Source organism: Roseibium sp. (genome assembly GCF_965232425.1).
Classification (GTDB): Bacteria; Pseudomonadota; Alphaproteobacteria; order Rhizobiales; family Stappiaceae; genus Roseibium.
Window position 1 is genome coordinate 2549825 of sequence record NZ_OZ246971.1, and the last position, 25619, is coordinate 2575443.

The window sequence follows — 25619 nt, forward strand, 5'->3', positions numbered from 1 at the left end:
TGGAAATCAAGAAAGTGTCAGCGGTCGGTCCTGATCAGGTGCCCGGCTGCACGCTGCCTCGGCATTGCAGCGGTGGCGCGATAGGCATCGGCGCAGAGCTCGGGACCCGATCGGCGGCGCGGCCGCTCCTGAAGCTCGATCTCGCCTGAAGCGAGCAGGTGGGCAAGGAAAACCGAATTGGGGTGATAGTCCCGGAAGAAGGTTTCAGGCTCGCTGCGGTGCTCCGGTTCGGGCGGCGGCGGCAGGTAACCTGCAAAATCGCCCTCGGACCCGGACCGCGTCTCTCCCGAAGAGGGACGCTGGCGCCTCACAATGGCACGGCCTGTTGCACTTACCGGGTTCACTCGCACTAAAAAACGCCTCGTTGTTTCAAAATGGCACGCTCAGCGCCTTCCTGCCTGAAACGACGCAATCCTTATGCCAATATAAGAAGCCGTTAACCTTTTGCCCGCGGAATCCGGCCAAAACGAGGTCACAAAAGTTAACGGCTTGGTGCTTTGGGAGACAGATCGTGTGATCGCGGGGGCGTGCGGGCCCATGGATATGGTGCACTGGTGCGCGGATTTCCGGGCAAAGCGGATCCGCCCGCTGCCCGGTTGAGGCTGAGGATCTCCGCGGTCGCACGTCACTGCGGATAATGTCTTGCGTGTCTATCGGGCAGAGAATGGAACCGGCGGCCCGGGAGCCGCCGGCGGTGTCGACGAGGAAATCTTCGAACGGTCAGGCCGCGTCCGGATCCTTGCCGGTCCACGCGGTCCGGTCGATGTCCAGATCGGCGAACTTGTCCGGGTTGAGCACCGGTCGGTCAACGCCGGCGCGGATCTGCTCCTTGAAGTCGTCGAGGATCCGTTTTGCCGTCGGGAACAGCATCATCAGTGCCAGCAGGTTGACCACGGCCAGCACGCCCATCAGCGGATCGGAGAAGAAGAACACTGCCGTTGCGCCCGGTGCCGTCGCGCCCAGGAAGACGACGCCCATGACCAGAACCCGCAGCACCTGAATGGCCGCCGTGTTGCCGGTCATCGATGTGAGCGCATTTTCACCGAGATAGTAATTGTAGATGATCGAGCTGAACGCGAACAGCAGGATGGCCAGCGTCAGGAAGTAGCTTGTCCAGCCGCCGAGATGCGAGGCCAGGGACTGCTGCGTCAGCACGATGCCGTCGACCGCCTCGTCGCCCGGCACATAGACATCGCCGAGCAGAATGATGAGAGCCGTACAGGTGCAGATGATGATCGTGTCGATGAAGACCGAAAACGACTGGGTGATCCCCTGGCTGATCGGATGGCGGACATCCGCCGTCGCCGCGACGTTGGGAGCTGACCCGAGGCCCGCCTCGTTGGAGAACAGGCCGCGGCGCAGGCCTTGCGCAAGCGCGGCGCCCATGCCGCCGCCGACAGCTTCCTCCCAGCCGAACGCGTTGGCGACGATCATGTAGAGCGCTGCCGGGATTTCGGTGACGTTGATGACGATGACGAGCAGCGCCATGGCGATGTAGCCGACCGCCATGATCGGCACGACGATGTCGGCGACCTTGGCGATGCGGTGAATACCGCCGAAGACGATCAGGCCGGTGATGACGGTCAGGCCGAGTCCGGTCCAGATGCGGCCAATGCCGAGGCTTTCCTCCGCAGCGCCCGCGACCGTGTTGCCCTGAAACGCGTTGAAGCCGAATGCGAACGAAGCAATCAGGCAGACCGCATAGAGGACGGCAAGCCAGCGGTAGTCCTCGCCAAGCCCGTGAATGATCGAGCGCGCCGGGCCGCCGCGATAGGTCCCGTCGCCCTCCGAACGCTTGTAGAGCTGGGCCAGCGAACACTCGATCAGGCTGGTCGCCATGCCGACAAGAGCAACCGCCCACATCCAGAAGACGGCGCCGGGGCCGCCCAGCGTGATGGCAACGGCGACGCCCGCGATGTTGCCGCCGCCGACGCGTCCGCCAACGGACAGCAGAAGGGCTTCGCGCGCCGAGATTGCATTGGGATCCCCGGTCTGGTTCTTGGATGACAGCACCCGGAACATGCGCCTGAAGAACCGGATCTGAACAAAACCGGTCACGACGGTGAAGAAAACTCCGATGATGATGAGGAAGGGTATGAGCGCCCATCCCCAGGTCAGGTCGCCGATGAGACCGAAAAACGATTCAAACAACTGCATGGAACCCGCTCCCCATTGCTGCGCATCCACCGGCAAGTGCCCACGTGCCGGATCTATCAGCGTAGGCGCGTCGGGAAAGGATTTGCAATAAAAAAGGGAAACGTTTTCAAAAATGCAGCCTATGGGTGTTCTGCCCTGGCGCCGGGCGCATGCTCGCGATCTTCGAAGCGCGCGGCCCCTGTGCCACAAAAAAAGCGCGGCTCGATCGGCCGCGCTTTTCGAAAATTCTCTCGTCTGATGGCTTAAGCGGTCAGAGCGCCCTGTGCCTTGTCGACCAGCACCTTGAATGCGTCGGGCTGGTTGATGGCGAGATCGGACAGAACCTTGCGGTCGACTTCAACGCCGGCCTTGTTCAGACCGTCAATGAAACGGCCGTAGGTCATGCCGTGCTGGCGGGTTGCCGCGTTGATGCGCTGGATCCAGAGCGAGCGGAACGTGCGCTTCTTGGCCTTGCGGTCGCGGTAGGCGTATTGTCCTGCCTTCTCGACGGCCTGCTTGGCAACGCGGATGGTGCTCTTGCGGCGGCCGTAATAACCCTTGGCGGCCTTCAGAACTTTCTTGTGGCGAGCGTGGGCGGTGACGCCCCTTTTGACGCGTGACATTTAGATGATCTCCTTGGGGGCTGGCTTTAAGCGTAGGGCAGGAACTGCTTCACGATGCGTGCATCCTGATCGCTGAGCGTGGTCGTTCCACGTGCGTTGCGGATGAACTTGTTCGTGCGCTTGATCATGCCGTGGCGCTTGCCGGCCTGCGCGGTTTTCACCTTGCCGGTCGCGGTCACCTTGAAGCGCTTCTTGGCGCCGGATTTCGTCTTCAGCTTGGGCATTTTGCATCCTTTCCTTGGCGCATCCGCATCAGCGGGTGCTTTTTTGTTGGAGCATTCAGAGCCGACACGGCATGCCCTTTTCTGCCGGGAGGACCTGCATTTGCATGCAGAAATCCAGTCCACGACGAGCCGGACGACTCTGGACCGGGCGCTTATATGGGAGGTTTCGGCGGATTGCAACCGGATTCGGGGCGGAAACCCTTGAAAGTCGCGGGGCGGATTTCCCGCCCGGCGACAGATTTGTCATATCCTCGCACTTCACCGCATATTCATGCGGCAAGCCGGCACTCATCCTTGGCTGCATCCAGCCGCGCCGCGACGGTCTCCGCATCGCCCGTGGTGCCCTGAACGGAGATGAAGCGGATGTCCCGGATGCCCAGGAAGGACAGCAGAAACCGGAGGTAGGGTTCGACGAAATTGGCCGCCGAGAACGGCTGGCCCTCCAGATAGCCTTCCGCGCCATAGGCGCATACGACCACCGCGCGGCGGGTTCTGGCGAGACCCGCGAAAGCACCGTCTCGATAGGAAAAGGTGTGACCCATCCGTACGATCTGATCGATCCAGGCCTTGAGAGCGGCCGGGACACTGAAATTGTAGATCGGGGCAGTGATCAGAAGCGTGTCGGCTTCCTGCAGTTCACCAATCAGAGTGTCGGACAGTTCGGTCGCGGCCTTCAGGTCGTCGGTCATGTTTTCAGCCGGCGTATAAAACCCTTCGATCGTCTTCTGGCTGATGATCGGAATCGAGCCATCGGCCACCTGCCGCGAGATGACCCGGCAGCCGGGATGCCTTTCCCGGAAACAGGTTTCGAAATGGTCGGCCACGGCCGCGGAATGCGAGCCGGTCCGGCGGGAGCTGGAATTGATGCGCAAGAGCAGTGTCATTGGAGGTCTCCTTTGTGGGAGGCCCAAAGCTATTTCTGCGCCGGTGCAAGAAAAATACGATGGCACGCAGCAGAATCGTGCATAAAATGCACGAATGGACATTCAATCTCTCAAGACGTTGCTTCTCGTGCGTGATATCGGCAGCATCGCCGGGGCCGCCCGCGCGCTGGATGTCGATGCTTCCAGCGTGTCGCGGATCGTTGCCAATGCGGAAAAGGAGCTCGGCGTCCGTATCTTCCAGCGCAGCACGCGCAAACTGGCGCTGACCGAGGAGGGCGGTCGCTATCTGCAAAGGGTCGCGCCGCTGCTGGAAGAGCTTGAAACGGCGGCGGAGGAAGCCGCGTCTCAGGGTGCGTTGCCGAAAGGTACGCTTAAGATGACGGCATCCGTCGCCTTCGCGCAGGAGGGTATCATGCCGGTGCTGCCGCTGTTCCAGGAGCGCTATCCGGACCTGTCGGTCGAGCTTTACCCGTCCGACTACAACATGGACCTGCTTGCGGAGGGGCTCGACCTTGCGGTCCGCCTGGCGGCAGCTCCGAAGGGGGATCTGATTTCCACCCGGCTGTTTTCTTCGCATTACCGTGTGGTGGCGTCGCCTGCTTATCTTGAAAAGCATGGCCCGGTGGGTGAGCCGAGGGATCTTGCCGATCACAATTGCCTGTGTTTCGCGCTGCCGGGCTTCCGCAACAGCTGGAAGTTCCGGAGCGAGGACAGCGGGCCCTTCGAGGTCGATGTTGCGGGCAAGACGGTGATCGCGAGCGCGCTCTCCCTGCGCGAAGCTGCCCGCCTCGGCATGGGTGTTGCGCTCCTGGCCAACTGGCTGATCCGCGGTGATCTGAAGGACGGCCGTCTTGTCGATCTCTTTCCGGCGTATGATTGCGCGGCAACCGATTTCGACACGGCCGCCTGGATCCTCTACCCGAGCAAGGCCTTCCTGCCGCAAAAGGTTCGGGTCATGGTCGATTTCCTGAAAGCGGAGCTTCGGTGAAATCCGGCCGGCGGCGTCAGTTCCGGTTGCCCATCGGCACGCCGGGGCTCACCGGCCCCGGGTCTCACGATGTTCGCCCGGGGTGACGATGAAAGGGTTGGTCCGTCTCCCCATTCGTCATTCCGGACAAGCGAGGCTGAGCCGAACGCCGATCCGGAATCCAGATATCAGCGTGAGTGGAGCGAACCCGGATCTTTCTTTCGGGCAAGAGGCCGCGCTTTCAGCGCGGAGTATATCTGGGTTCCGGATCAGCGCGCAGCTGACGCTGCACTTGTCCGGAATGACGGGTCTTTGTGTTGCTTGTCATCCCGACTAAGCGGAGTGCAAGCCGGGATCGGGGAGGAACTAACGCGGCGGTGTCTGGGTTGTCTATCGGCACGCCGGGGCTCCCCGGCCCCGGGTCTCACGATGTTCGCCCGGGGTGACGATGGAGGGTGTTGCTGTGTCTCGCCGTCTTTCCGGAAGGACGAGGCTCTCTTTCTTGTCATCCCTGCGTAGGCAGGGATCCAGCAACCTCTTGTTCGACTGCAATTCTCTCTTGCCGCCGCGTGGATTTCCGGATCCCGTTCTACCGCTTGTGCGGCAGGCCGGGATGACACCCTCCAAGCAGCCGATCCTTCGAGACGCACGCAAGCGTGCGCCTCAGGAGGAGGGTTGAACCGGATGAAGGCCCGGTCCGCGTCAGGCGTTGACGTCGACGACGACGCGGCCCTTGACCTGGCCTTTCAGGATATCGGCGCCGAGCCCGGGCAGATCTTCGAGCGTCGCCGGCTGGATCATGGCCTCCAGCTTGTCCATCGGCAGGTCCTTTGCCAGCCGCTCCCACGCCTTGAGGCGGGCATCGTAGGGCTTCATGACGCTGTCGATGCCGAGCAGGTTGACGCCGCGCAGAAGGAATGGAATGACGGTCGCCGGAAGCGCCGCGCCGCCTGCCAGGCCGACGGCTGCGACAGACGCCCCGTATTTCATCTGGCCGAGCACGCGGGCCAGCATGGCACCGCCGACCGCGTCCACGCATCCGGCCCATGTTTCGGCTTCCAGCGGACGCTTGACGGTTTCATTGACGTCGTCGCGCGGGACGATGGTGCTGGCGCCGAGGGATTTCAGATAGTCCCAGGTGCTTTCGCGGCCCGTCACGGCGGCGACCTCATAGCCGAGATTGGCGAGAATGGCGGTCGCGACCGAGCCGACGCCACCGGCCGCGCCGGTCACCAGAACGGGTCCGTCGCCGGGTTTCAGGCCGTGGTCTTCCAGCGCCATGACGGCGAGCATGGCCGTGAAGCCGGCCGTGCCGACGGCCATCGCGTTGCGGGTGGAGATGCCTTCGGGCAGCGGCACGAGCCATTCGCCCTTCACGCAGGCCTTCTGGGCGTAGCCGCCCCACCAGACCTCACCGACACGCCAGCCGGTCAGGACCACCTTGTCGCCGGGCTTGTACCAGTCGTCCGAGGATTCCAGGACCGTGCCGGCAAAGTCAATGCCGGGCACGTGGGGATAGTTGCGCACCAGACCGCCACCCGGACCGACACACAGACCGTCCTTGTAGTTCAGCGTGGAGTATTCGACGGCGACGGTGACATCGCCTTCCGGCAAGCGGCTGTCGTCAAGCTCCTGAACCGACGCGGAGGTCTTGCCTTCGTCGTTCTTTTCAACGAGGAGTGCTTTGAAAGTCATGGTCAAACTGCCCTGTTAGCTGGTGTTTTCCGTCATCGTCCTGGCGTCCTCGCGCAGAACAAACTTCTGTATCTTGCCGGTCGCCGTTTTCGGCAATTCGGTGAAGACGATCTTTTTCGGTCTCTTGAAGCCGGCCATGTGCGCGCGGCAGAAGTCGATCAATTCATCTTCCGTCAAGGTGCTGCCGTCCTTCAATTCGACAAAGGCGCACGGCACTTCGCCCCATGTCTCGTCCGGCAGGGCGACGACCGCCGCAAGCACCACATCGGGATGCCGGTGCAGAACGCCCTCCACCTCGACGGAGGAAATGTTTTCGCCGCCCGAGATGATGACATCTTTCAGTCTGTCGCGGATCTGGACATAGCCGTTGGGATGGCGAACGGCCGCATCGCCCGATTTGAAGTGGCCGCCGGAGAAGGCTTCGGACGTTGCCGCCTCGTTCTTGTAGTAGCCCTTCATGACGGTGTTACCGCGAATGACGATCTCGCCCTGGGTCTCGCCGTCCAACGGAACCGGCGCGCCGGTGTCCCGGTCGACAACATCCACCGTTTCCGTCATCGGAAAGCCGACCCCCTGCCAGGATTGCAGCTCCGCCTGCTCGTCGGCGGACAGGTCTTCCCATTCCTCGCGCCACAGGCACTGCACGACATGGCCGTAGGTTTCCGTCAGCCCGTAGACCTGCATGACCTCGAAGCCAAGCGCCTTCGTTGCCGCCAGCACGGCCGCCGGGGGCGGTGCGCCCGCCGTCATGATCTTGACCGGCGCGGGCAGCGGCCGCCTGTCTTCCTCCGGTGTGTTGACCAGCATAGACAGCACGATCGGAGCGCCGCCAAGGTGGGTGATCCCGAAGCGGTCGATCAGGTCGAAGACGGCCTTGCCGCTGACCTGGCGGATGCAGACGATGGTGCCGGCCATCAGTGTCATGGCCCAGGCGTGGCACCAGCCGTTACAGTGGAACATCGGCACGGTGTAGAGATAGACCGGGTGCCGCGGGAGCTCCCAGGCGACCGGCGTTCCCATGGCCATGAGATAGGCGCCGCGATGGTGGTAGACGACACCCTTAGGGCGTCCGGAGGTTCCCGAGGTGTAGTTGAGCGCCAGGGCCTGCCATTCGTCGTCCGGACCGGCCCATGCGAAGGCGGGGTCGCCCTTCTCGATCAGGCCGGCATAGGTTTCCGTGCCCAGCCTGTCGCCGCCCGGCCCATGGGGATCGACGATGTCGACGACCGGGAGGCTCTTGCCATTCAGCGCGAAAGCCGCCTTGACGACGCCGGAAAAGGCCGTGTCGGCGATCACCAGCCGGGCGTCGCCGTGATCGAAGATGTAGGCGACGGTTTCGGCTTCGAGACGGATATTGATCGTGTTGAGCACCGCCCCCGTCAGCGGGACGGCGTAGTGAAGCTCGAAGAGCTCCGGCGTGTTGGCGGCCAGAACGGATACCGTGTCGCCCGGGCCGATGCCCCTATCCTTCAGGCTCGAGGCCAGGCGGCGCACCCGCTCGTGAACCTCGCGCCAGGTAAGGCGCAGGTCGTTGTAGACCAGCGCGGTCCTGTCCGGGAAAATCGCCGCCGTGCGTTCCAGGAACGACAGGGGAGACAGCGGCACGTGGTTGGCTGTCTGCCGCGGGAGCGCTTCGTAATGCTCTTTCATCGCTACCCCCCCTGATTGGTGAATGCCGTTTCCCAGACCGTTGCCGAACGCATGCCGTGCGGCGTGTCCACCTGGACCTTGGTGCCGTCGTCCCAGTGGGTCATCCTGACCATGCCGATCGCGACATTGGTGCGAAAGTCCGGCGAGTAGGCGGCTGAACTGACGGTGCCGACCTGTTTGCCGCCGGCGATCACCGGCCACAGGTCGTCGCAGGACGGGACCGGGTCACCGTCGATGGCAATGCTGCGGATCTGCCGGACCGGACCTTCGACCGCAACACGCAGCAGGGCGTCGCGGCCAATGCAGCCGATGGCCTGTTGCGTCTGGCAGAACTTGCCGAGCCCGCATTCATGCGGCGTGTTGTTGCGGGTCATATCGTTGCCGTAGGAGAGCAGCTGGCCTTCGATCCGTTCGATCAGGTTGGGGCAGCCTGCGCGGACGTCCATGTCTTCGCCGGCAGTCATCAGGGCGTCCCAGATGGGCTCGCCGAGATGCGATCCGTCGACATAGAGTTCAAACCCGTCCTGTTTCGAATAGCCGGACCGGGCGAGTACCAGTTTGTGCCCCTGAAAGTCGACATAGTCGTAGCGGAAGAAGCGGATCGACCGGATCTTCTCGCCGAAGACCCTGGCAACGAGGTCTTCCGCCTTGGGGCCCTGAATGGCCAGCGGTGAGACGTCCGGTTCGTCGACATCGACTTCCAGCCGCAGCGCATGTGCCAGTCCCTTGATCCAGAACAGCAGGTCGCTGTCGGCCACCGAGACCCAGAACTTGTCTTCGGCGAGCTTCGTTGTGACCGGGTCGTTCAGCATGCCGCCGGTCTCGTCGACCATGGGCGTGTAATAGCACTGCCCTTCGACCATGTTGGACAGATCGCGTGGGGTCAGCATCTGTGCCAGCCGCGCGGCATCCGGTCCCCAGAGTTCGACCTGCCGTTCGCATGACACATCCCAGACCTGAACCTTGGATTTCAGGTGATGGTAATCCTCTTCGACGGAATTGAAGACCGTCGGAAGCAGCATGTGATTGTAGACCGTGTAGGCCTTGACACCTGCTGCCTGAACCCGGCGCGAAAACGGCGTGTTGCGCGTGCGGCGGGAAATCGAAAGAGCCGGGACCTGCATGCCGGAACCTCCCTACGCAGCCTGCTCGACGGCAGGACCTGACCAGTCTATCTGACAGATCTCGGCACTGCGGCCGTCGAAATCCCAGACACGGCCATAAGCGCGCACGCGGCCCTGGGTGGCTGTAGCGACGGTGATGTCGGGGCCCATCCAGTATTCGGTGTTCGAGATGACCACGTCTTCGTCGGGGCTGGCGCCCGGAACCGGAACGACTTCGCCCTTGATGGCCTTGCCGACGACCAGGCGACGCGTCTTGCCTTCATTCGTGTAGGAGACAGGCGCGCGTTCAGCGCCAAGAAACTCGCTGACGAGGACCTTGAAGAGGCCCGTCGTACCCTTCGCCTGTCCGGAGAAGATCTTCACGAGGCCCTCATAGGCGACGTCGCTCGCCCGATCGTCAATAAAGACCGCTGCTTTCCAGTTGCCCCGGGCCATCAGGCCGGGAATCTCGATGAGAAGCCCGATATTCAGGCCAGAGAGGTCTTCCCCCATGTAGTGGCCTTCGTCGATGCGCACACCACCCCAGGTCTGACAGTAACCTTCCGTTGGCGGGTGCTTTCCAAGCGACACAACGCAAGGGCAAAAGACCGTGCAGTTGCAGTTCAATATTAATTCACCGCGTATGGCCCATCCGGACATCAGATTCCTCCGTTCAATAGATCGATAAGTGCCAGGACGCCGACCATCGTCCCGGAAATGATGAGAAAGACGCCCAGCGGTGCGCTGATGCGATTGCCGATCTGCGGCAGCTTTTCCAGCGTCATCAACACCATGGCGAGGCCCATGAAAGCCAGGTTCATGGTCCCGGCGACAAAGGCGAGCAGCATCAAGGCCCAGCAGCACCCGAGGCAGACGGCACCGAGGCGCAGACCGAGGCGCAATGCGCCCACGTGTCCGGGCTGCCAGTGGCTGAAAAAGAAGGTCATCGGGTTCTGGCAGGCCGAGAGGCAGGCATTCTTCAGGCGGCTGAACTGGTAGGCGCCTGCAACGACGAGCAGCAGCGCATTGAGCGGAGCGGATGTCGACTTGCCGGCGCCGTCCAGAAGATGAAGATCCGCCAGCTGCACCTGCACATAGGCCGCGGGAAGCGCGAACCCGATCCAGACCAGAAGATAGCCGGCGACGAGAACCGCAAGCGAACTTCCGCTGGCCGCGTCGGTGTAGGTCATGTCGGAATAGGTCTTGAACGCGGGAAATGCCGTCGGTGCCATCATGGCAAGCGACATGAGGGACCACATGGCCGCCACGGACACGAACCCGGCGTCGGCGACGCTCCGGGTGCACAGTGAAATCAGGTAGGCAAGCCCGTACTCAGCGGCAGGATGTGGCACTGCAACGGGCACATGCGTGGCAACGAGCAAAGCCCATGCCGCAAGCACGCCGCCGAAAAACATCAGCCACAGTGTTCCGTGGCCGGGCAGAAGACGTGACAGTGCCTTCACCCGCTCCTCCCATTTTTTTGGTTGCGCTACGCTGCGCTTCCGTCATTTAAAAGTCAAACATTTAATTGTCTGACATTTGTTTTTTTGCAATTGACCGTTTGGATAGGTGCAACTAGGTTGTCTGCGTTTAATCTTGAGGGCATGTGAGGGCGTTTTGGCGATTGAATTCGACACGATTCAGAAACAGGGACTTTCGGTCCAGATCGCCAATGCCATTCGTGACGCCATTCTTGAAGGCCGGCTGGCGGGCGAAGAACGCCTGCCGAGCGAAGCCGACCTGGCCGACAGGTTCGGTGTCTCCCGTTCAACGGTCCGCGAAGCGCTCAAACGCCTGGCTGCGCAGAACCTTATCCGGAGCGAGCGTGGCTCGTCCGGTGGCGCATTCGTCAATCGCATGACCTGGTCGGAGGCGCAGGACAATCTCGTGACGACGACGCGTCTGCTGATCGGGATGAATGACATTCCGCTCGAAGATGCGATCGAGGCCCGGTTTTCGCTGGAAGCCGCGGCCCTGCCGCTCGCTGCCGACAAGTGTGCGGAGGACGACCTGACGGCCATGCGCAAGGAGACAACCCGGCAGCGGGATCCCCTGACCAGCGATGAGGAATTCTGTGCATCCGACGTGACGTTTCATTCGACCATCGCGCAGTCGACCGGCAATCCGCTGCTGGCCTTTCAGCTGTCGGCCGCGTTCGAGGCGATGCAGCCGCTGATGAACATGCTTGTCTACCGCCTGCGCGACCGCGAGCGGATTGCGGACTATCACGATGCGCTTCTGATTGCTCTCAAGGAACGGGACGCCGTCGCGGCTGCAGAAAGTCTCGAACAGCTGTGCGCCTACACCAAAGAGCTCGCCGCGCAGCGGCGCAAGCCCAAGGCCGGCTGACATTTTCCATTCGCTTTTGTTCTTTGCCCGAGCCGGTGCGTGGCCGCGTGTTTGCGCGCGGCAGTTGCTTAGCGGAAGCTTATCCGTGAAGGGCAAATTTTTACGAAATGTAATTCGACGCTCTTAACCAATAATTTTCACAATCCCTCTAACTTCAATGCAGACCGACAGAGTAGCGGCGGGGGATATCGCGAATACTGCGTAGTAATGCTGATGCAGTGGATTGATCCCGTCAGAGTAATAAGCGGCGTGGTAAGAGACAATGTGGTTGCGTAAACAGTCTTCTGCTTTTGCGGTATCGGTATTTTTGCTGGCAGGTTGCCAGTCCGGGGATCTGGCAAACCTGTCGACCTTCGGCGACAGTGCCGCTTCGAATGACGACCTTTCAAAGGTCGCCTACTACCCTGACGACGAACTCCTGCAGCTTGCCAGGGTTCAGTTCAAGGAAAAGAACTACGGTCAGGCCTATGCCATCTACAAGCGGGCGGTCGAGGTGTATCCGAAAGACCCGGTCGCCTGGATCGGCTACTCGGCGTCTGCAGACATGATCGGACGGTTCGACAATGCCGACATCGGCTACAAACGTCTCGCACGGATGATACCGAACCGGCCGGAGTACCTGAACAATGTCGGCTACTCCTACATGTTGCGCGGCAACCTGGTATCGGCACGGCGGTACTTTCTGAAGGCCTATGACATCGATCCGAGCAACCAGACGACCGCCAACAACCTGGAACTGCTGCGCAACAGCACATCCTTTGCCAATCGCGGCTAGTGAGGGAAAGCGGCGACGTGAACGGCCCCAAGATGACAGGCGAAGCGAACGAAGGCTCCAACGGAGCGCTCAAGGCACCTGCGGCAGGCAAGGATCCATCGCCCGTCGCAGCCTTCCTGCAACGCAATATCCGCATCCTCGTTGCGCTCAATGCCGTCTCCGTCGCGGTGACGATCCTGTTGTTCGTCGGCCTGTTTTTCTCCTGGTCGGCAACGGCGGAACTCAATCAGATCCGCCGCCAGCTTGACGGGCTCCAGGAATTCGAAAAACGGATTTCCGGCAATGTCGCGCTGATGAATACCGGCGTTCAAAGCCGCCTTTCGAAGATGGACCAACGGCTCAGCCAGATCCAGTCAGGCGTCAGGCTGATGCGGATCGAGCGCGGCGATTCCGACATCCCGGTCGACAACCTGAAGACCAGGGTCGACGCGGATATCGACTTCTTCCATTCGTCGACGGCGACCGCAATGTTCTCACCGGCCCTGTCGGCACAAAGTGTCAACCGGTTCGAGCGCGCGCGCGGGACACCGCGCGTCAGCTTTGCGCGCCCGCCGGCCCCGGCCCAGGGATCAGCCGAGGGATCGGCCCTGTTCCGGCGGGTGGTCACTGCCGACGGCAAGGTGCGCTACGAAAAGCGGTGAGTTTTCCCGTTTGTAGCCGACGGTGCCCCAAGCGGTCACTTTGAGCCGAAACCTGACATTCCTTCACACCAGCGCCGCCCCTTGCGATGGTCGCATCGCGTCCGTTCAAACCTGGTTTGTTGCCGGATGCGATTAAACTTTCAATTTTTAGGTGTATTGCGGTTGAATTCATGAGATCAAAGCTTCATTCGGTAAGATAAAATCACGGCCAAAATCTCGATTAACGAAGTTTCTGCGTGATCACTTTCAGTTTTAAGTTTTTTTTCACCAGCCGTTAATCGTCGGCAACTTAGTATTGATTGTCAGTCGGCGGGGGCTCTTTCAATATCTTAGGTATTTTTGCTAGGATGCGGAAGCAAAATTCACGTCGGTAGTGTTAAAAACTGCGAATTCTGAAGACGAGACCTGACGTGAAGATATCGTCCCTATTGACAATGGTGATCGCGATAGTCGGCCTGAGCATCGCGGCTCCGGGTGCAGCCAAGGCGCAAGTCGACGAGATGACGCTTGTCGTCAACGGCGGCAGCATCTCCAAGGTTGTCATGCAGCCCGGAACGACGCGTACCGTGAGAACCAATCGCAAGTTCTCCGATCTCGTGGTCGGCAATCCGGAAACGGCCGATATCGTGCCGCTCTCCGAACAGGTTCTTTACATTCAGGGCAAGGCGCCCGGACTAACCAACATTTCGATCTACGACGCCTCGAAAACGCTGCTCGGGGTCATCGAGGTCCGGGTACAGCTGAACTTCGACGATGTCGTTCGCGCGATCCGGGCCGTTGCGCCGACCTCTCTCGTTTCCGTTTCCAATATAGGGAACAAGATCCGACTGAGCGGTTCGGTGAACAATGCCGTGGAACTGACAAAGGTTCTGGAAGTCGCGCAGCAGTTTTCCGAAGCGCCCGTCATCAATGCGCTGAGCGTGCGCAGTCCGCAGCAGGTGGCGCTGGAAGTGCGCGTCCTGGAAGCCAGCCGCTCGATCGGCCGCGATCTCGGCGTGAACTGGGTCGGCCGGTCGGACAATGGCAACGTGAGTACAAGCGGCTCGCGCGTCCAGGTGGGAACCAACGAAGACGGCGGTCTCGTCGCACTTCTGGGCACCGGCGCCAGCGTCGCGCAGCAAGGGGCACTGCCCTTCGGCACCCTGATCGGCAAGGTTCTGGAAACCGCGGGAATCCGGATCGACACGATTATCGACGCACTGGAAGGCAAGGGCCTCGTGCGCCGGCTGGCGCAACCCAACCTCACGACAATCAGCGGCGAGACCGCCCGCTTCCACGTCGGCGGAGAAGTGCCTATCCAGACGGCGGTCTCCAACGCGGGCGGTGTCGCCTCGTCAACCGACTACCGGCCGTTCGGGGTCCGTCTGGAATTCGTGCCGACGGTGCTTGACGCCAGCCGCATTAATCTGCGCGTCATGACCGAAGTCAGCGATATCGACAACTCGATCAACGTGAACGGCAATCCCGGCTTCACCTCGCGGCGCGCGGAAGCGGTGATCGAACTGAAGGACGGGCAGAGCTTTTCCATCGCTGGCCTCCTGGAGAATGTCGATACCCGTGACATCAGCCAGCTGCCCTGGCTGGGCCAGGTGCCGGTTCTCGGCGTGCTCTTCCGGTCCACAAGCTTCCAGAAGCGCGAGACGGATCTCGTCATCGTGGTGACGCCCCGGCTGGTCCGGCCGGCGCGCCCGGACGAACCGCTGGCATCGCCGCTCGATAACACGCGGCCAACGAATGACGTCGAGATGTTCGCGCTCGGCCTGCTGGAAGTGAACAAGGACATGCTGCGCAAGTACAAGGAAGGCGATGGTCTCATCGGACCATACGGCCATATCGTCGATCTGGAACTCGAGGATGGTTATGTTTACTCCAAGAACTGATCGGCTTGCGGTTCTCGCGGCAGTGCTTCTTCTCGGCGGGTGTGCCGACTACATGAGCCACCGGGACACGGTGACGGTCGGCGCTGGCAGCGCCATGCAGGCCAATATGGGCATTCACACCGTGCAGCCGTTCCCGCGACAGGCCTACAACACCAACCTGCCGACAGACGGACAGACAGCTGTGAACGCGCAGGAGCGCTATCTGACGCCGGGTGACAAGGATGTGGTCACCGCTGCCGGCTCGGAAGCGGCGATCAGCGGCGGTTCCTGACGTTCTCCGAATTTTGCCGGACTTTCATTCCCTGGCTGCAGTGTTTGCGGCGGGACGCCCCGCTCACTTCGTCCATTCCTGTCCAAATTCCGCTGGATGCATGGCGAAAATGACAATGGTGAAGGCGGTTTCTGCGACAAAAGTAGAAATACTTATCCATATTTCAGAATAGTCCAATATATGGATAAACAGTGCGACAACCTGTCTTGTTGTCGAGCTGAAGTCTGACATCCTCCCCCGCAACGCACCGGCAGCAAGACTTCGCCGGAGTGACTTGGGAGGATCAAATGACACAAACCGTCATCCAGGGCGCCATGATCTGGAACGGCGTCGCGGACGTTGCCGTTCCGGGGACCGTCGTGGTCGAGGGAAACCGGATAGAAAAGGTCATCAACGGCACGGAACTGCCGTCCGGCCTGTCGGACAACACGATCGACGGAACCGGAATGACGCTCATGCCGGGCATGGTCGAGGGCCATTGCCATCCGAGCTTCACAGGGATTTCCGAACCGACCGAGTTGGGGCAGCTGTGTCCGGAAAAGCACATGCTGCTGACGGCGCAGAACCTGAGACTTCTGCTCAGCCACGGATTCACCTCCATCTTCGAAGCGGCCTCCGCCAAGCCCATGCTGGGCGTTACGGCGCGGGATGCGATCAATGAAGGCCTGATAGACGGTCCGCGCATGATGGCCGGCAGCCCTGAAGTGACGACAACGGCCGGCCTCGGGGACGAGCGCAAGCGGCACATTTACCAGGAGAGCTTTGGCCTGGTTGCTGACGGGCCGGATGAAATGCGGCGTGTGGCCCGCGAGTGTGTGCGCGACGGTGTCGACGTCATGAAAATCAATATCTCGGGGGATGAATTCGTCAGCCATGCCCGGGCAGAAATCACGCCGACGGAAGACGAAGAGCTGGCGGCCTTCGTTAAAGTCGCCCATGCTTTCGACAAGATGGTGGCCGCCCATGCCAGGTCATCCCAGAGCGTCAAGATGGCGGTGCGCCATGGTGTGGATTGCATCTACCACTGCGACTTTGCCGATGAAGAGGCTCTCGACATGCTCGAAGGTGCCAAGGACCGCATCTTCGTCGGTCCCGCCTTCGGACTTGTTCACAACAGCACGCGTGAAGGCGATGTCGTTGGCCTCACACGGGAGGTGGCCGAAAGCATGGGGCTGTTCCGAAAATTCGAAGCAACGTGCGCGACCTATCACGAAATACGCAAGCGCGGGGTGCGTGTCGTCGTCGGGGGTGACTACGGTTTTTCCGTCACGCCAATGGGTCAGAACGCCCGCGATATCGAGCATTTCGTCCGCTATTTCGGGTATTCGCCCGTCGAGGCGCTGCGCTGCGCCACTCATGTCGGCGCCGAGCTCATGGGATGCAGCGACGAACTGGGCCTCGTCAAGGAAGGTTACCTGGCGGATCTGTTGCTGGTGCGCGGTGATGTGGTGCAGGACGTGTCACTGCTCCAGAAACAGGACAACCTGGCCATGATCATGAAGGACGGCGTTGCCTGGAAAGATCCACGCGAGAGCGGGCAGCGAACTCCGGGCCTGATTCAGGCCGCCGAGTAGAGACTCCCAAAAATTTCTATCCACGACGCATTATTACGGAGGAGAAAATGCGTATCAGAACGATTGTGGCCGCGGCCGCATCCCTTTGCCTGTCCGCAAGTGCGGCTCTGGCCGATTATGACGGCGTCCCGAGAACGTTCCTGTGGAACCCGGGGTCCGTGGACATTTTCGATGCCGCGGAATTCAAGAAGGAGGGGCCCTATGTCATCGGGTTCTCCAATGCGTCCATTTCAAATCCCTGGCGTGTTGCCATGCTTCACGGCATCGAGGCCGCAGCCGAGCGGCACGCCGACAAGATCGAGCGTTTCATCATCACGGACGCGAATGACGATCCGTCCAAACAGGCAGCAGATGTTCAGGATCTCATCGCCCAGGGCGTGGATATCCTGCTGATCAGCCCGGCAACCGCCGAAGCGCTCGATCCGGCGGTCCGCCGGGCCAAGCGACAGGGCATTCCGGTGGTACTGGTCGACCGCCAGGTCTCGTCCGACGAGAATTACATCACGTTCGTGACCGCGTCCGACCAGGCGCTGGGCCGCATTTCCGCCCAGTGGCTCGCGGAGAAGCTCGGCGGTGAAGGCAAGGTGGTCATGCTTGGCGGACTGGCCGGCGCTTCGCCCGCGGAAAACCGGATCAAGGCGGCAATGGAAGTGTTCAACCAGTTCCCCGGTATCGAGGTTCTGGAAACGCAATACACATCCTGGTCGCCCGCGAACGGCAAGACCATCATGTCCGCCCTGATCCAGAAATACGGTGACGAGATTGCAGGTGTCTGGGCAGACAGCGGTCTGCAGGGCTCCGGTTCGATCGAAGCCTTCCTTGCTGCCGGGTACGAAGCCGGAAAGATCCCGCCGCACACGGGTGGCGACTTCAACGCAATGTATCAGCTTTCGGTGCAGAACGACGTTCCGATGATCGGTATCGATTATCCGCCGGCAATGGGCGCCGAGGGGTTCGAAGTCCTGTTCGATGTGCTTGACGGCAAGGGCATTCCGCGCCGCATCGAGGTGAACCAGCAGGTGGTCGTGTCGGAAGGTCACGAGACCCCGTCGGTGAAGGCCGATGTCTTCACCGCCGACTATGCGCTCATGGACAAGCCGGGATCGGTCATCATGTCGTCGGGCGTCGGCGCGGACTACGATCCGGCAACCTTCACCGCAGATTATCCGAAATAAGTTCCGCACCGGGCGGCCTCGGCCGCCCGGCAACGGCAGATCGGGGCGGCCTCGGCCGCCCGGCAACGGCAGATCGGGGCGGCCTCGGCCGCCCGGCAACGGCAGATCGGGGCGGCCTCGGCCGCCCGGCAACGGTGGATCGGTGCGGTCTCGGCCGCCCGGCAACGGTGGATCGGTGCGGTCTCAACCGCCCGGAAACGCTAGATCGGGGCGGCTTTGGCTACCCGATCACGGAAGATCGGGAGGAGATCAGGTCATGTCTGAGCCGGTACTGGCCGCGCGTGCGCTGTCAAAGTCGTTCGGGCCGAACGAGGTTCTGAAAGGAATTGAATTCGAGGTTCACGCGGGCACGTCGGTGGCGCTTTGCGGTGAGAACGGGGCGGGAAAGTCGACCCTCATCAAGTTGCTGTCCGGTCTCTACCAGCCGACATCCGGACACGTCGAATTCAACGGAATACAGGAAGACTGGTCCAGCCCAAGGGCGAGCCTTGACGCGGGGATTGCCGTCGTCCACCAGGAATTTTCCACGATCGGCGCACTCAGTGTCGCCGAGAACATTTTTCTCGACGCCGAACCGCGAACCCGGTTCGGCCTGGTCGACCGCCGGGCGTTGGTCACCCAGGCAGAGGTTCTGCTGGACAAGCTCGGGATCCATCTGTCTGCCAGATCCCTCGTCGATGATCTGAGCGTCGCAGACAAACAGATGGTCGAAATCGCGAAGGCGCTCCGATCGGATGCCAGGGTTCTCATCCTCGACGAACCGACGGCCGTCCTGTCACAGAACGAGACCCGTCATCTCTTCAAGATCATCAGTGAGCTGCGGACGCGGGGCCTCGGCATCGTCTACGTGTCGCACCGGCTGGACGAGATCTTCGAAATCTGTACCGACATCACGGTGATCAAGGACGGTGTGGTCACATCACAGGGGCCGGTTGCCGCGTACACGCACGATACGGTCATCGCGGCGATGGTCGGGCGCGAGCTGGGGAACCTGTTCCCGGAAAAAGCACAAGGTGCCGAAACCGGAGCGGCCATGCTGGAGGTCAGGGATCTCGTCGTCGCCGATGGAATGCCACCGGTCAGCTTCGAAGTGAGAGCGGGTGAAATTCTCGGACTGGCCGGATTGGTGGGGTCCGGGCGGACGGAACTTGCGCTTGCCATCTATGGCGCAGAAGCCGCGAACGGCAGCGTCCTGATCGAAGGCGAGCCGCTGGACTACCGGTCTCCGTCCAACAGCATTGATGCCGGCATACTCATGCTCACCGAAAGCCGGAAGGACGACGGGTTGTTCCTGAACAGTTCGGTTGCGCGCAACTTCGCCGCGACCACGCCCGGACACGGGGTTCATCCCGCACGTGTCGCCCTCGGGCACGAAGAAGCCCGGGCCCGCGTCATGAAGGAGCGCTTCGGCGTCGTGGTCGACAATGTCGGCCTGCCGATCTCGGCTCTTTCGGGCGGCAACCAGCAGAAGGTCCTGATCGCGCGCCTCCTGGAAAACAGGCCCAAGGTACTCATTCTCGACGAACCGACACGCGGGGTCGATGTCGGCGCCAAGTCCGAGATCTACAAGATGCTCCGGCACCTGGCTGACGAAGGTATGGCGATCCTCGCGATCTCATCGGAACTGATTGAAATTGTCGGGCTTTGCGACCGGGTCTTCGTCATGCGCGATGGAGAGTTGGCCGCGGAACTGACGTCTCAGGAGATATCGGAAGAAGCGATCATGGGTGTCGCGGCGGCCGAAACTCCGAGCCACCACGGAGTTGCCTCCCATGGATGACGTTATTCGCATGACGCGCGCGCAGCCGGTGCATCTGGTTGTGCTGGCGCTTATAGGCCTGGTTGTTCTCGTCGGAATGTACAGTTCCGACCGGTTCGCCACGCCTCTCAACTTTGCCAATGTCCAGGACCAGATGGTCGCGCTGGCGATCGTCGCCCTTGCGCAGACCATCGTCATTCTTTCCGGCGGGATCGATCTGTCCTATGCCGGAGCACTTGGCCTTCTCACGGTCGTGTTTGCCTCGATCGCGGGTGAAGACCCCGCCAGTTTTGCGGCCGCAATCGCCGTCGTTCTCAGCCTCGGCGTTTTTATCGGCGCGGTGAATGGCGGGATCGTCACGTTTGTGGGCATCCATCCGCTGATCGTGACCCTGGGCACGTCGACCATCCTTTCGGGACTGGCGCTCCTGATCACGCGCCAACCGACCGGATCCGTCCCGCTGTTCTTCGAAGACCTCGTCTACGGGCGTATCGGCATGGTCCCCTATGGTACGATCTTCACGCTCTTTCTCTATATCCTTGCCGGCTTCCTGCTCTGGAAAAGCCGCCTCGGGCTCAGGATCTACGCAATCGGCGACAACGAACAGGCGGCGTCGATTTCGGGTGTTCCGGTCAAGTCGACAAAGCTGATCGTCTATGCCCTTTCCGGGTTCCTCGCCGCGGTTACCGCGATCTACATCTGTGGCCGTTTCGGTGTGGGCGATCCGAGAGCCGGTGTCGGTTTCGACCTCAAATCGATCACGCCGGTCATTGTCGGCGGAACGTTGCTGGCCGGTGGCCGCGGCGGCGTTCTGGGAACCCTGCTCGCCGTGATCGTTCTGGCATTGCTCGCCAATGTCCTGAATTTCATGAACGTATCCAGCTTCTACCAGTGGATCGCGGAAGGGCTGATCATCATCGCCGCCGTCTCCATCTTCGTCGGGAGAAAGAGCAAATGAGCATGACCGCGCTTTTCGGAAAAAACGGCGGTACGGTCCGGGCACAACAGAACCGGGAACTGCTTTTGCTCACCGGGTTCCTGGTCGTCATCTGGGCGGTCACGACGGCCCTGTCGCCAAGGTTCCTGAGCCCGGCCAACCTGAGCGACATCCTGCTCCAGGCCGCACCGCTCGGATTCGTGGTGATCGGGCAGATGATCGTCATCATCGTGCGCGGGCTGGATCTGTCGGTCGCTTCCATCATGGCCACCGTGGCGGTTCTTTCCATCGGGTTGAATGACAACACCGTCGTGATCTTTGCCGTCGGCATTCTGCTCGGCGCGCTGATCGGCGGCATCAACGGGTATCTTGTCGCCTATCGCGGAGTGACCCCCTTCCTGGCAACGCTTGCCACGATGATCGTGCTGCAGGGGATCCGGTTTGCCTATACGGGCGGCGCGCCCGGCGGAACGCTGCCGGACACCTTTCGGTGGCTTGCGACGGGTGATCTGTTCGGTATACCCGTCGCGCTGATCCTGCTGGCAATTGTTGCTTTCGCCGCGCACTGGCTGCTCGAATACACGGTCTATGGGCGGCGCCTGAAACTTTACGGCGACAACCCCGATGCGGCCTACATGACCGGTGCGCCGACCCGGCTGCTCGTGGTCAGCGCGTTCATGATCTCGGGCGTGCTCGCCGGACTGGCCGGTCTCGTTCTCGTCGGATATGTCGGGATCGTCGACAACTGGACCGGGCGCGGCTACGAGCTCGACAGCATTGCGGCGGCCGTGATCGGCGGCGCGGCGCTGAGCGGCGGCAAGGGAAGTGTTCCAGGCGTTCTCCTGGCAACGCTCGTGCTTGTCTCGCTCTTCAACATCGTCGTCATCCTCGGTTTGTCCATTGAGTTGCAACTCGTCATCAAGGGGAGTTTGATCTTGCTGGCGGCGGCTGTTTACATGCGGCGGTCACGACGTTGATACGAGGCTGAGGGCAAGCGCGTGCCAAGCGGCGAAACTCCAAGATCCAACCTCATCCGAATTGCCCGGATCCTGGGTTGTTTCGATCATCTGAACAGCCCGAGGCCAACGCACGAGATCCTGGGCGCCGTCGGCATGGGCCGGTCGACCGGTTTCGCGCTCCTGAGAGCCCTGACCCTGCGGGGCTGGCTTGAAAGAGTCGATCACGGGTCGCTCAGGCTGGGGCCAAAGGCCGCCGGACTTGCCTATGTGCCGCTCGAGTCCGTTGACACGGCGCTGCCGGGCAGCACCGCGGCGCTGCCACTGGACAAAACAGCTGGAGAGTCCCATCACGCCGTCACCGAATGGGATGCGCGCCTGTTCGAAACGGTCGCCACGCATACCTACAAAAGGCCGGCTCCATTCCGCATCGGCTTTGCCAACGCGTCGCTTTCCAACGAGTGGCGCAGGGCAATGTTTGAAAGCATGCGTTATGCGGAACGGCTGCACGCGGACCGCATCGAAGCCTTTCTGGTCAGGGAGGCCGGCGACGATGCCCGGGTACAGGTGCATCAGATAGACGAACTTGTCGAAAGCGGGCTTGATCTGCTCCTGGTCAGCACGACCAATGCCCATTCCCCCTTGCTGGACCGCAAATTGAAGGAGGTTGCGGATGCCGGACTTCCGGTGGTTGCGGTTGACCGCCGCCCGCGCGATCCCTCATCCCTGGTCTCTTTCGTGACCGCCTCGGACCGGCGTATCGGGCGCATCAGCGCCGTGTGGCTGGCGGAAAGGCTGAAGGGTGCCGGCCGTATCTGGATGCTGTCCGGTCTGGAAGGCGCCAGCCCGGCCATGCGGCGCCAATCGGCGGCGTTCGCGGGTTTTTCCGAATTTCCAGGTATCCAGATCGAAGCGGTGACCTACACGGACTGGACGGAGGAGGGTGGCCGCAATGCGGTACAACGTCTGTTCGAACAGGGAGCCGACACCCCTGACGGGATCTGGTGCGACAGTGGTCTGCAGGGGGTGGGGTCTTTGAAATTCTTCATCGAGAACGACCTTCCCGTGCCCGCCCACACAGGGGGCGATCTCAACCAGATGTACAAGCTCGCGCTCTATCACAAGGTTCCGTTCGTCGCGCTCGACTATCCGGCGGCAATGGGGGCCAGGGTTGTCGAGGTGGCGCTGGATATCCTTTCCGGCAAATCCGTACCGCGCAGGGTGGAAGTGCCGGTTCCCATCGTTCTTCCGCGTGGTATGGAGACGGCAAGTGTCCGCGCGGATTCCTGGGCGGAACGGCACGTGGGCTGGGACCTGCCCGGAACGGCAATCCTGTCCCAGGGGCCGAGTCTGCGTGGATTGCGGGCGGACGCGGAGAACAGGCAAGGGTCGCGACATGGATAAGGCCGATACACCTTACGACAAGGCCATCGATATCTTCGAAGGGCTGCTCGAGCAGCCGCTCCGTAATGTTGTTTCCGGACCTCTTCCCCTTGCGCGTTCGGTCGGGCTGGCCACGACATCGGGGTACAGAGCCGTTGCCATTGCGGAGAGCGAAGGTCTGTTGGGCAGGTCGACCGGTGGGGCCTATCTGCGCGGCCCCTCGGCACTGGCGACCGGGCTCTCCGCGCTCGGTTTCGGTGAATTTGCACTTGTGGCCGAGCCCGTCCTCATCCAGTTGCGGCAATCGACCCGGCTGACGGCCTTCCTTGCCGTCCTGAGCGATGGGGCATGCGCGATCGGTCCGTTTTCCAGCGGGCGCGGCATCACTTTCGTGACGCCGCAGCGGCACTACAGCCTGTTGATCCCGCCTTCCTTCGATCGCGAGAGGCTCGCCGAGGTTTCTCTTGTTCATCAATTCGAGGCGGTGGCGGCACAGCGTGCCGTAATCTCCACTGTTTCGCAGCGCCAGGACCGGCGGTGCATCGTGGGTGTCCTGCTGCCGGGTTCCCGCGACGTGACCGGAAACGAGCTTCGTTCAGAGCTGGCCAAGGCGGCGGATCTTCTGTGTTCGCATGCGGAGAAACCGGCATGAACGACTTGACCGAGCGCGACCTGTGGAATCCCCAGTTCCGGTTCTCCGACGTTCTGGAGGACTTCGACGAATGGCTCCGGTGGCGGGATGCCGCGAGCCGCGCGGCAGAGCGGTCCCTGTCATTCGAACGCTTTGCCTATGGCGCGCATGGCCGGCAGTGGATCGAAACGACGGAGTGCGGCACGGTTCAAAGCCGTGTCGTGCCGGTATTCATTCACGGAGGTTATTGGCGCAGTTTGAGCGCAGAAGATCATCGGTGCGTGCTGACCGGTCTGTCTTCGCTTGGAAACAGATGCGCGAATGCCGAATACCGGCTGATGCCCGAATTCCGCTTGGACGACCTTGTCAGCGATGCGGTCGCCGCTTTCGGCCGACTTGCAGAACTCTATTCCGGTGACACGCGGTTCCTGCTGGTCGGACACTCGGCCGGTGCGCATCTGGCGGTGAGCATCGCACGCAAGGCCGGGCTGACCGACAGGCTCGCAGGCGTTGCCGCGATCAGCGGGGTCTACGACCTTGCACCTGTCGCCAGGTCTTTCCTGCAGGATGAAATCGGACTGAGCGATGAAGAGATCCGCTCGCACAGTCTGATCGGTGCCTCGATCGACACACCGCTCCTTTGTATTGTCGGCGGAGACGAGACCGACGAGTTCAAACGGCAATCCCTCGCCATGTCCGAAAGCGCCGGGGCGGGGCATCTCATTGTGCGCGGAGCGAACCACCTCAGCATCCTCGCCGACCTGAATTCGCAAAAAAGCCCCTTGATTGATGCGCTTGGCGTCTGGTTAAACAGCTCCAGCCATCCTGCAGAAGTGGACACGATATCATCATGACCTCTCAACTGAACCTGCCGGGCGACGGGATCTTCGTATTCCGGGTCTGGCGGCCGGACCTGTCCGGCCCCAGTCTTTGCGTCGTGCGCGGCGATACCCTGATCGACGTTACCTGCGCAGCCGTGCCGACGATGCGGGATCTGCTCGAACTCGAAGACCCTGCCGGCTGGGTCTCCGATGCCGATGGTGTTGCGATCGGGACACTTGACGAAATTGCGGCCAATTCGGTCGAGAGTCCCCACCCGGCACGGCCCTGGCTGCTCGCTCCGGCCGACCTTCAGGCGATCAAGGCCTGTGGTGTCACCTTCGCGTTCTCGATGCTGGAACGGGTGATCGAGGAGAAGGCAAAAGGGGATCCGGCGAAGGCGGAGACAATTCGTGCGCGCTGTCATGCGATCATCGGAGACAGCCTCAGGTCCGTGACCCCAGGGTCCGAAAAAGCGGCACAGCTCAAGGAAGCGCTGATCGCGGAGGACGTCTGGTCGCAGTATCTGGAAGTCGGTATCGGACCGGACGCGGAAGTCTTCACCAAGGCGCAGCCCACGTCCGCCGTCGGCTACGGGGCCTCGGTCGGCCTGCACCCGGTGTCCAACTGGAACAATCCGGAGCCCGAAGTGGTGCTGGCCGTCGACAGTTCCGGAACGGTCAAGGGGGCGACGCTCGGAAACGACGTCAATCTTCGTGACGTGGAGGGCCGCTCCGCGCTGTTGCTGGGCAAGGCAAAGGACAACAACGCGTCCACATCCATCGGTCCTGCGATCCGGCTGTTCGACACCACCTTTTCGATCGACGATGTGCGCCGTCTCGAATTGGATCTGAAAGTATCGGGCACGGACGGATTCGAGCTGTCCGGTCACTCCACCATGACGGAGATCAGCCGGGACCCGCTGGACCTTGTCGGCCAGACGCGCGGGCGGCACCATCAGTATCCCGACGGGTTCCTGCTGTTCCTGGGAACGCTGTTCGCGCCGACCGAGGATCGCGACGCTCCGGGTGAAGGCTTCACCCACAAGCTCGGCGATATCGTCAGCATTTCATGTGCGCAGCTCGGCACGCTGCGCAACACCGTCCGGCTCTCGACCGAGTGCCCGGAATGGTCGTTCGGAACAAGCGCACTGATGCGCAACCTGTCAAAACGCAATCTAATCTAGG

Annotated in this window: 25 protein-coding genes; 15 read left to right on the plus strand and 10 right to left on the minus strand. The window is 61.6% G+C overall.

Annotated features, from left to right (window positions below):
• Window positions 1-17 precede the first annotated feature (17 nt).
• The 5 genes from ACO08A_RS11650 to ACO08A_RS11670 all read right to left on the minus strand — a co-directional run bounded on the left by ACO08A_RS11650 (window position 18) and on the right by ACO08A_RS11670 (window position 3867).
• Complete coding sequence (locus ACO08A_RS11650) at window positions 18-311, minus strand: hypothetical protein (RefSeq protein ID WP_422041220.1); 294 nt, start codon at window positions 309-311, stop codon at window positions 18-20.
• A gap of 409 nt (window positions 312-720) precedes the next feature.
• Window positions 721-2157 (minus strand): alanine/glycine:cation symporter family protein, encoded by a 1437-nt coding sequence (locus ACO08A_RS11655; protein WP_422041221.1) that lies wholly within the window; start codon window positions 2155-2157, stop codon window positions 721-723.
• 242 nt (window positions 2158-2399) lie between these two features.
• The gene (gene rplT / locus ACO08A_RS11660) at window positions 2400-2759 is read right to left on the minus strand and encodes a 50S ribosomal protein L20 (RefSeq protein WP_306142195.1); all 360 of its coding nucleotides are present in this window, start codon (window positions 2757-2759) and stop codon (window positions 2400-2402) included.
• A gap of 26 nt (window positions 2760-2785) precedes the next feature.
• Window positions 2786-2983: a 50S ribosomal protein L35 gene (rpmI, locus tag ACO08A_RS11665; RefSeq protein WP_145345317.1), complete on the minus strand. Its 198-nt coding sequence runs from the start codon at window positions 2981-2983 to the stop codon at window positions 2786-2788.
• A gap of 269 nt (window positions 2984-3252) precedes the next feature.
• Window positions 3253-3867, minus strand: coding sequence for an FMN-dependent NADH-azoreductase (locus ACO08A_RS11670; RefSeq protein ID WP_422041222.1), 615 nt, complete (start codon window positions 3865-3867; stop codon window positions 3253-3255).
• Window positions 3868-3961: 94 nt separating this feature from the next.
• Between ACO08A_RS11670 and ACO08A_RS11675 the strand changes: the two genes are divergently transcribed.
• Window positions 3962-4855, plus strand: coding sequence for a LysR family transcriptional regulator (locus ACO08A_RS11675; RefSeq protein ID WP_422041223.1), 894 nt, complete (start codon window positions 3962-3964; stop codon window positions 4853-4855).
• Window positions 4856-5536: 681 nt separating this feature from the next.
• Here the strand turns inward: ACO08A_RS11675 and acuI are convergent.
• From acuI to ACO08A_RS11700, 5 genes are read right to left on the minus strand one after another with little or no spacing between them, the layout of a single operon-like run.
• On the minus strand, window positions 5537-6529 hold the full coding sequence (gene acuI / locus ACO08A_RS11680; protein ID WP_422041224.1) for an acryloyl-CoA reductase: 993 nt from the start codon (window positions 6527-6529) through the stop codon (window positions 5537-5539).
• 15 nt (window positions 6530-6544) lie between these two features.
• The gene (locus tag ACO08A_RS11685) at window positions 6545-8179 is read right to left on the minus strand and encodes an AMP-binding protein (protein WP_422041225.1); all 1635 of its coding nucleotides are present in this window, start codon (window positions 8177-8179) and stop codon (window positions 6545-6547) included.
• 2 nt (window positions 8180-8181) lie between these two features.
• Window positions 8182-9303, minus strand: a complete 1122-nt coding sequence (locus ACO08A_RS11690) for a dimethylsulfoniopropionate demethylase (protein WP_422041226.1) — start codon at window positions 9301-9303, stop codon at window positions 8182-8184.
• A 12-nt stretch (window positions 9304-9315) separates the two neighbouring features.
• Window positions 9316-9942, minus strand: coding sequence for a DUF1326 domain-containing protein (locus tag ACO08A_RS11695; protein WP_422041227.1), 627 nt, complete (start codon window positions 9940-9942; stop codon window positions 9316-9318).
• Window positions 9942-10745: a DUF2182 domain-containing protein gene (locus tag ACO08A_RS11700; protein ID WP_422041228.1), complete on the minus strand. Its 804-nt coding sequence runs from the start codon at window positions 10743-10745 to the stop codon at window positions 9942-9944. Before ACO08A_RS11700 ends, ACO08A_RS11695 begins: the two co-directional genes overlap by 1 nt.
• Before the next feature lie 154 nt (window positions 10746-10899).
• On the opposite strand from ACO08A_RS11700, the gene ACO08A_RS11705 reads away from it, so the two are divergent.
• The 14 genes from ACO08A_RS11705 (at window position 10900) to ACO08A_RS11770 (ending at window position 25618) form a co-directional block, all read left to right on the plus strand.
• Entirely contained in the window at window positions 10900-11631 is a 732-nt protein-coding gene (locus ACO08A_RS11705; protein ID WP_422041229.1) for a FadR/GntR family transcriptional regulator, read from the plus strand.
• 268 nt (window positions 11632-11899) lie between these two features.
• Window positions 11900-12406: a tetratricopeptide repeat protein gene (locus ACO08A_RS11710; protein WP_422041230.1), complete on the plus strand. Its 507-nt coding sequence runs from the start codon at window positions 11900-11902 to the stop codon at window positions 12404-12406.
• Between the two features lie 17 nt (window positions 12407-12423).
• Entirely contained in the window at window positions 12424-13047 is a 624-nt protein-coding gene (locus ACO08A_RS11715) for a hypothetical protein (protein WP_422041231.1), read from the plus strand.
• Between the two features lie 434 nt (window positions 13048-13481).
• Complete coding sequence (locus ACO08A_RS11720; RefSeq protein ID WP_422041747.1) at window positions 13482-14927, plus strand: type II and III secretion system protein family protein; 1446 nt, start codon at window positions 13482-13484, stop codon at window positions 14925-14927.
• Window positions 14908-15198 (plus strand): hypothetical protein, encoded by a 291-nt coding sequence (locus ACO08A_RS11725; RefSeq protein ID WP_422041232.1) that lies wholly within the window; start codon window positions 14908-14910, stop codon window positions 15196-15198. The genes ACO08A_RS11720 and ACO08A_RS11725 overlap by 20 nt, the downstream gene beginning before the upstream one ends.
• Window positions 15199-15485: 287 nt before the next feature.
• Window positions 15486-16772 carry an amidohydrolase family protein gene (locus ACO08A_RS11730; protein WP_422041233.1) on the plus strand — a complete coding sequence of 429 codons (1287 nt, stop codon included), beginning with the start codon at window positions 15486-15488 and terminating at the stop codon, window positions 16770-16772.
• Window positions 16773-16819: 47 nt separating this feature from the next.
• On the plus strand, window positions 16820-17947 hold the full coding sequence (locus ACO08A_RS11735) for a substrate-binding domain-containing protein (RefSeq protein ID WP_422041234.1): 1128 nt from the start codon (window positions 16820-16822) through the stop codon (window positions 17945-17947).
• 256 nt (window positions 17948-18203) lie between these two features.
• Entirely contained in the window at window positions 18204-19727 is a 1524-nt protein-coding gene (locus tag ACO08A_RS11740; RefSeq protein ID WP_422041235.1) for a sugar ABC transporter ATP-binding protein, read from the plus strand.
• Window positions 19720-20664 (plus strand): ABC transporter permease, encoded by a 945-nt coding sequence (locus ACO08A_RS11745; RefSeq protein WP_422041236.1) that lies wholly within the window; start codon window positions 19720-19722, stop codon window positions 20662-20664. Before ACO08A_RS11740 ends, ACO08A_RS11745 begins: the two co-directional genes overlap by 8 nt.
• Window positions 20661-21620, plus strand: coding sequence for an ABC transporter permease (locus tag ACO08A_RS11750; RefSeq protein ID WP_422041237.1), 960 nt, complete (start codon window positions 20661-20663; stop codon window positions 21618-21620). The genes ACO08A_RS11745 and ACO08A_RS11750 overlap by 4 nt, the downstream gene beginning before the upstream one ends.
• Window positions 21621-21641: 21 nt before the next feature.
• Window positions 21642-23003, plus strand: a complete 1362-nt coding sequence (locus tag ACO08A_RS11755; protein ID WP_422041238.1) for a substrate-binding domain-containing protein — start codon at window positions 21642-21644, stop codon at window positions 23001-23003.
• Window positions 22996-23634 carry a hypothetical protein gene (locus tag ACO08A_RS11760; RefSeq protein WP_422041239.1) on the plus strand — a complete coding sequence of 213 codons (639 nt, stop codon included), beginning with the start codon at window positions 22996-22998 and terminating at the stop codon, window positions 23632-23634. The genes ACO08A_RS11755 and ACO08A_RS11760 overlap by 8 nt, the downstream gene beginning before the upstream one ends.
• Window positions 23631-24467: an alpha/beta hydrolase gene (locus ACO08A_RS11765; protein WP_422041240.1), complete on the plus strand. Its 837-nt coding sequence runs from the start codon at window positions 23631-23633 to the stop codon at window positions 24465-24467. Before ACO08A_RS11760 ends, ACO08A_RS11765 begins: the two co-directional genes overlap by 4 nt.
• A complete protein-coding gene (locus ACO08A_RS11770) occupies window positions 24464-25618 on the plus strand; it encodes a fumarylacetoacetate hydrolase family protein (RefSeq protein ID WP_422041241.1) in 1155 nt (384 codons plus the stop codon). Before ACO08A_RS11765 ends, ACO08A_RS11770 begins: the two co-directional genes overlap by 4 nt.
• Window position 25619 lies beyond the last annotated feature (1 nt).

What these genes read in the sequence shown, in the direction of transcription:
- ACO08A_RS11655 (WP_422041221.1), bottom strand. Translation starts at nt 2,157, where the DNA reads ATGCAGTTGTTTGAATCGTTTTTCGGTCTCATCGGCGACCTGACCTGG.
- rplT (WP_306142195.1), bottom strand. Translation starts at nt 2,759, where the DNA reads ATGTCACGCGTCAAAAGGGGCGTCACCGCCCACGCTCGCCACAAGAAA.
- rpmI (WP_145345317.1), bottom strand. Translation starts at nt 2,983, where the DNA reads ATGCCCAAGCTGAAGACGAAATCCGGCGCCAAGAAGCGCTTCAAGGTG.
- ACO08A_RS11670 (WP_422041222.1), bottom strand. Translation starts at nt 3,867, where the DNA reads ATGACACTGCTCTTGCGCATCAATTCCAGCTCCCGCCGGACCGGCTCG.
- ACO08A_RS11675 (WP_422041223.1), top strand. Translation starts at nt 3,962, where the DNA reads ATGGACATTCAATCTCTCAAGACGTTGCTTCTCGTGCGTGATATCGGC.
- acuI (WP_422041224.1), bottom strand. Translation starts at nt 6,529, where the DNA reads ATGACTTTCAAAGCACTCCTCGTTGAAAAGAACGACGAAGGCAAGACC.
- ACO08A_RS11685 (WP_422041225.1), bottom strand. Translation starts at nt 8,179, where the DNA reads ATGAAAGAGCATTACGAAGCGCTCCCGCGGCAGACAGCCAACCACGTG.
- ACO08A_RS11690 (WP_422041226.1), bottom strand. Translation starts at nt 9,303, where the DNA reads ATGCAGGTCCCGGCTCTTTCGATTTCCCGCCGCACGCGCAACACGCCG.
- ACO08A_RS11695 (WP_422041227.1), bottom strand. Translation starts at nt 9,942, where the DNA reads ATGTCCGGATGGGCCATACGCGGTGAATTAATATTGAACTGCAACTGC.
- ACO08A_RS11720 (WP_422041747.1), top strand. Translation starts at nt 13,482, where the DNA reads ATGGTGATCGCGATAGTCGGCCTGAGCATCGCGGCTCCGGGTGCAGCC.
- ACO08A_RS11725 (WP_422041232.1), top strand. Translation starts at nt 14,908, where the DNA reads ATGTTTACTCCAAGAACTGATCGGCTTGCGGTTCTCGCGGCAGTGCTT.
- ACO08A_RS11730 (WP_422041233.1), top strand. Translation starts at nt 15,486, where the DNA reads ATGACACAAACCGTCATCCAGGGCGCCATGATCTGGAACGGCGTCGCG.
- ACO08A_RS11735 (WP_422041234.1), top strand. Translation starts at nt 16,820, where the DNA reads ATGCGTATCAGAACGATTGTGGCCGCGGCCGCATCCCTTTGCCTGTCC.
- ACO08A_RS11740 (WP_422041235.1), top strand. Translation starts at nt 18,204, where the DNA reads ATGTCTGAGCCGGTACTGGCCGCGCGTGCGCTGTCAAAGTCGTTCGGG.
- ACO08A_RS11745 (WP_422041236.1), top strand. Translation starts at nt 19,720, where the DNA reads ATGGATGACGTTATTCGCATGACGCGCGCGCAGCCGGTGCATCTGGTT.
- ACO08A_RS11750 (WP_422041237.1), top strand. Translation starts at nt 20,661, where the DNA reads ATGAGCATGACCGCGCTTTTCGGAAAAAACGGCGGTACGGTCCGGGCA.
- ACO08A_RS11760 (WP_422041239.1), top strand. Translation starts at nt 22,996, where the DNA reads ATGGATAAGGCCGATACACCTTACGACAAGGCCATCGATATCTTCGAA.
- ACO08A_RS11765 (WP_422041240.1), top strand. Translation starts at nt 23,631, where the DNA reads ATGAACGACTTGACCGAGCGCGACCTGTGGAATCCCCAGTTCCGGTTC.
- ACO08A_RS11770 (WP_422041241.1), top strand. Translation starts at nt 24,464, where the DNA reads ATGACCTCTCAACTGAACCTGCCGGGCGACGGGATCTTCGTATTCCGG.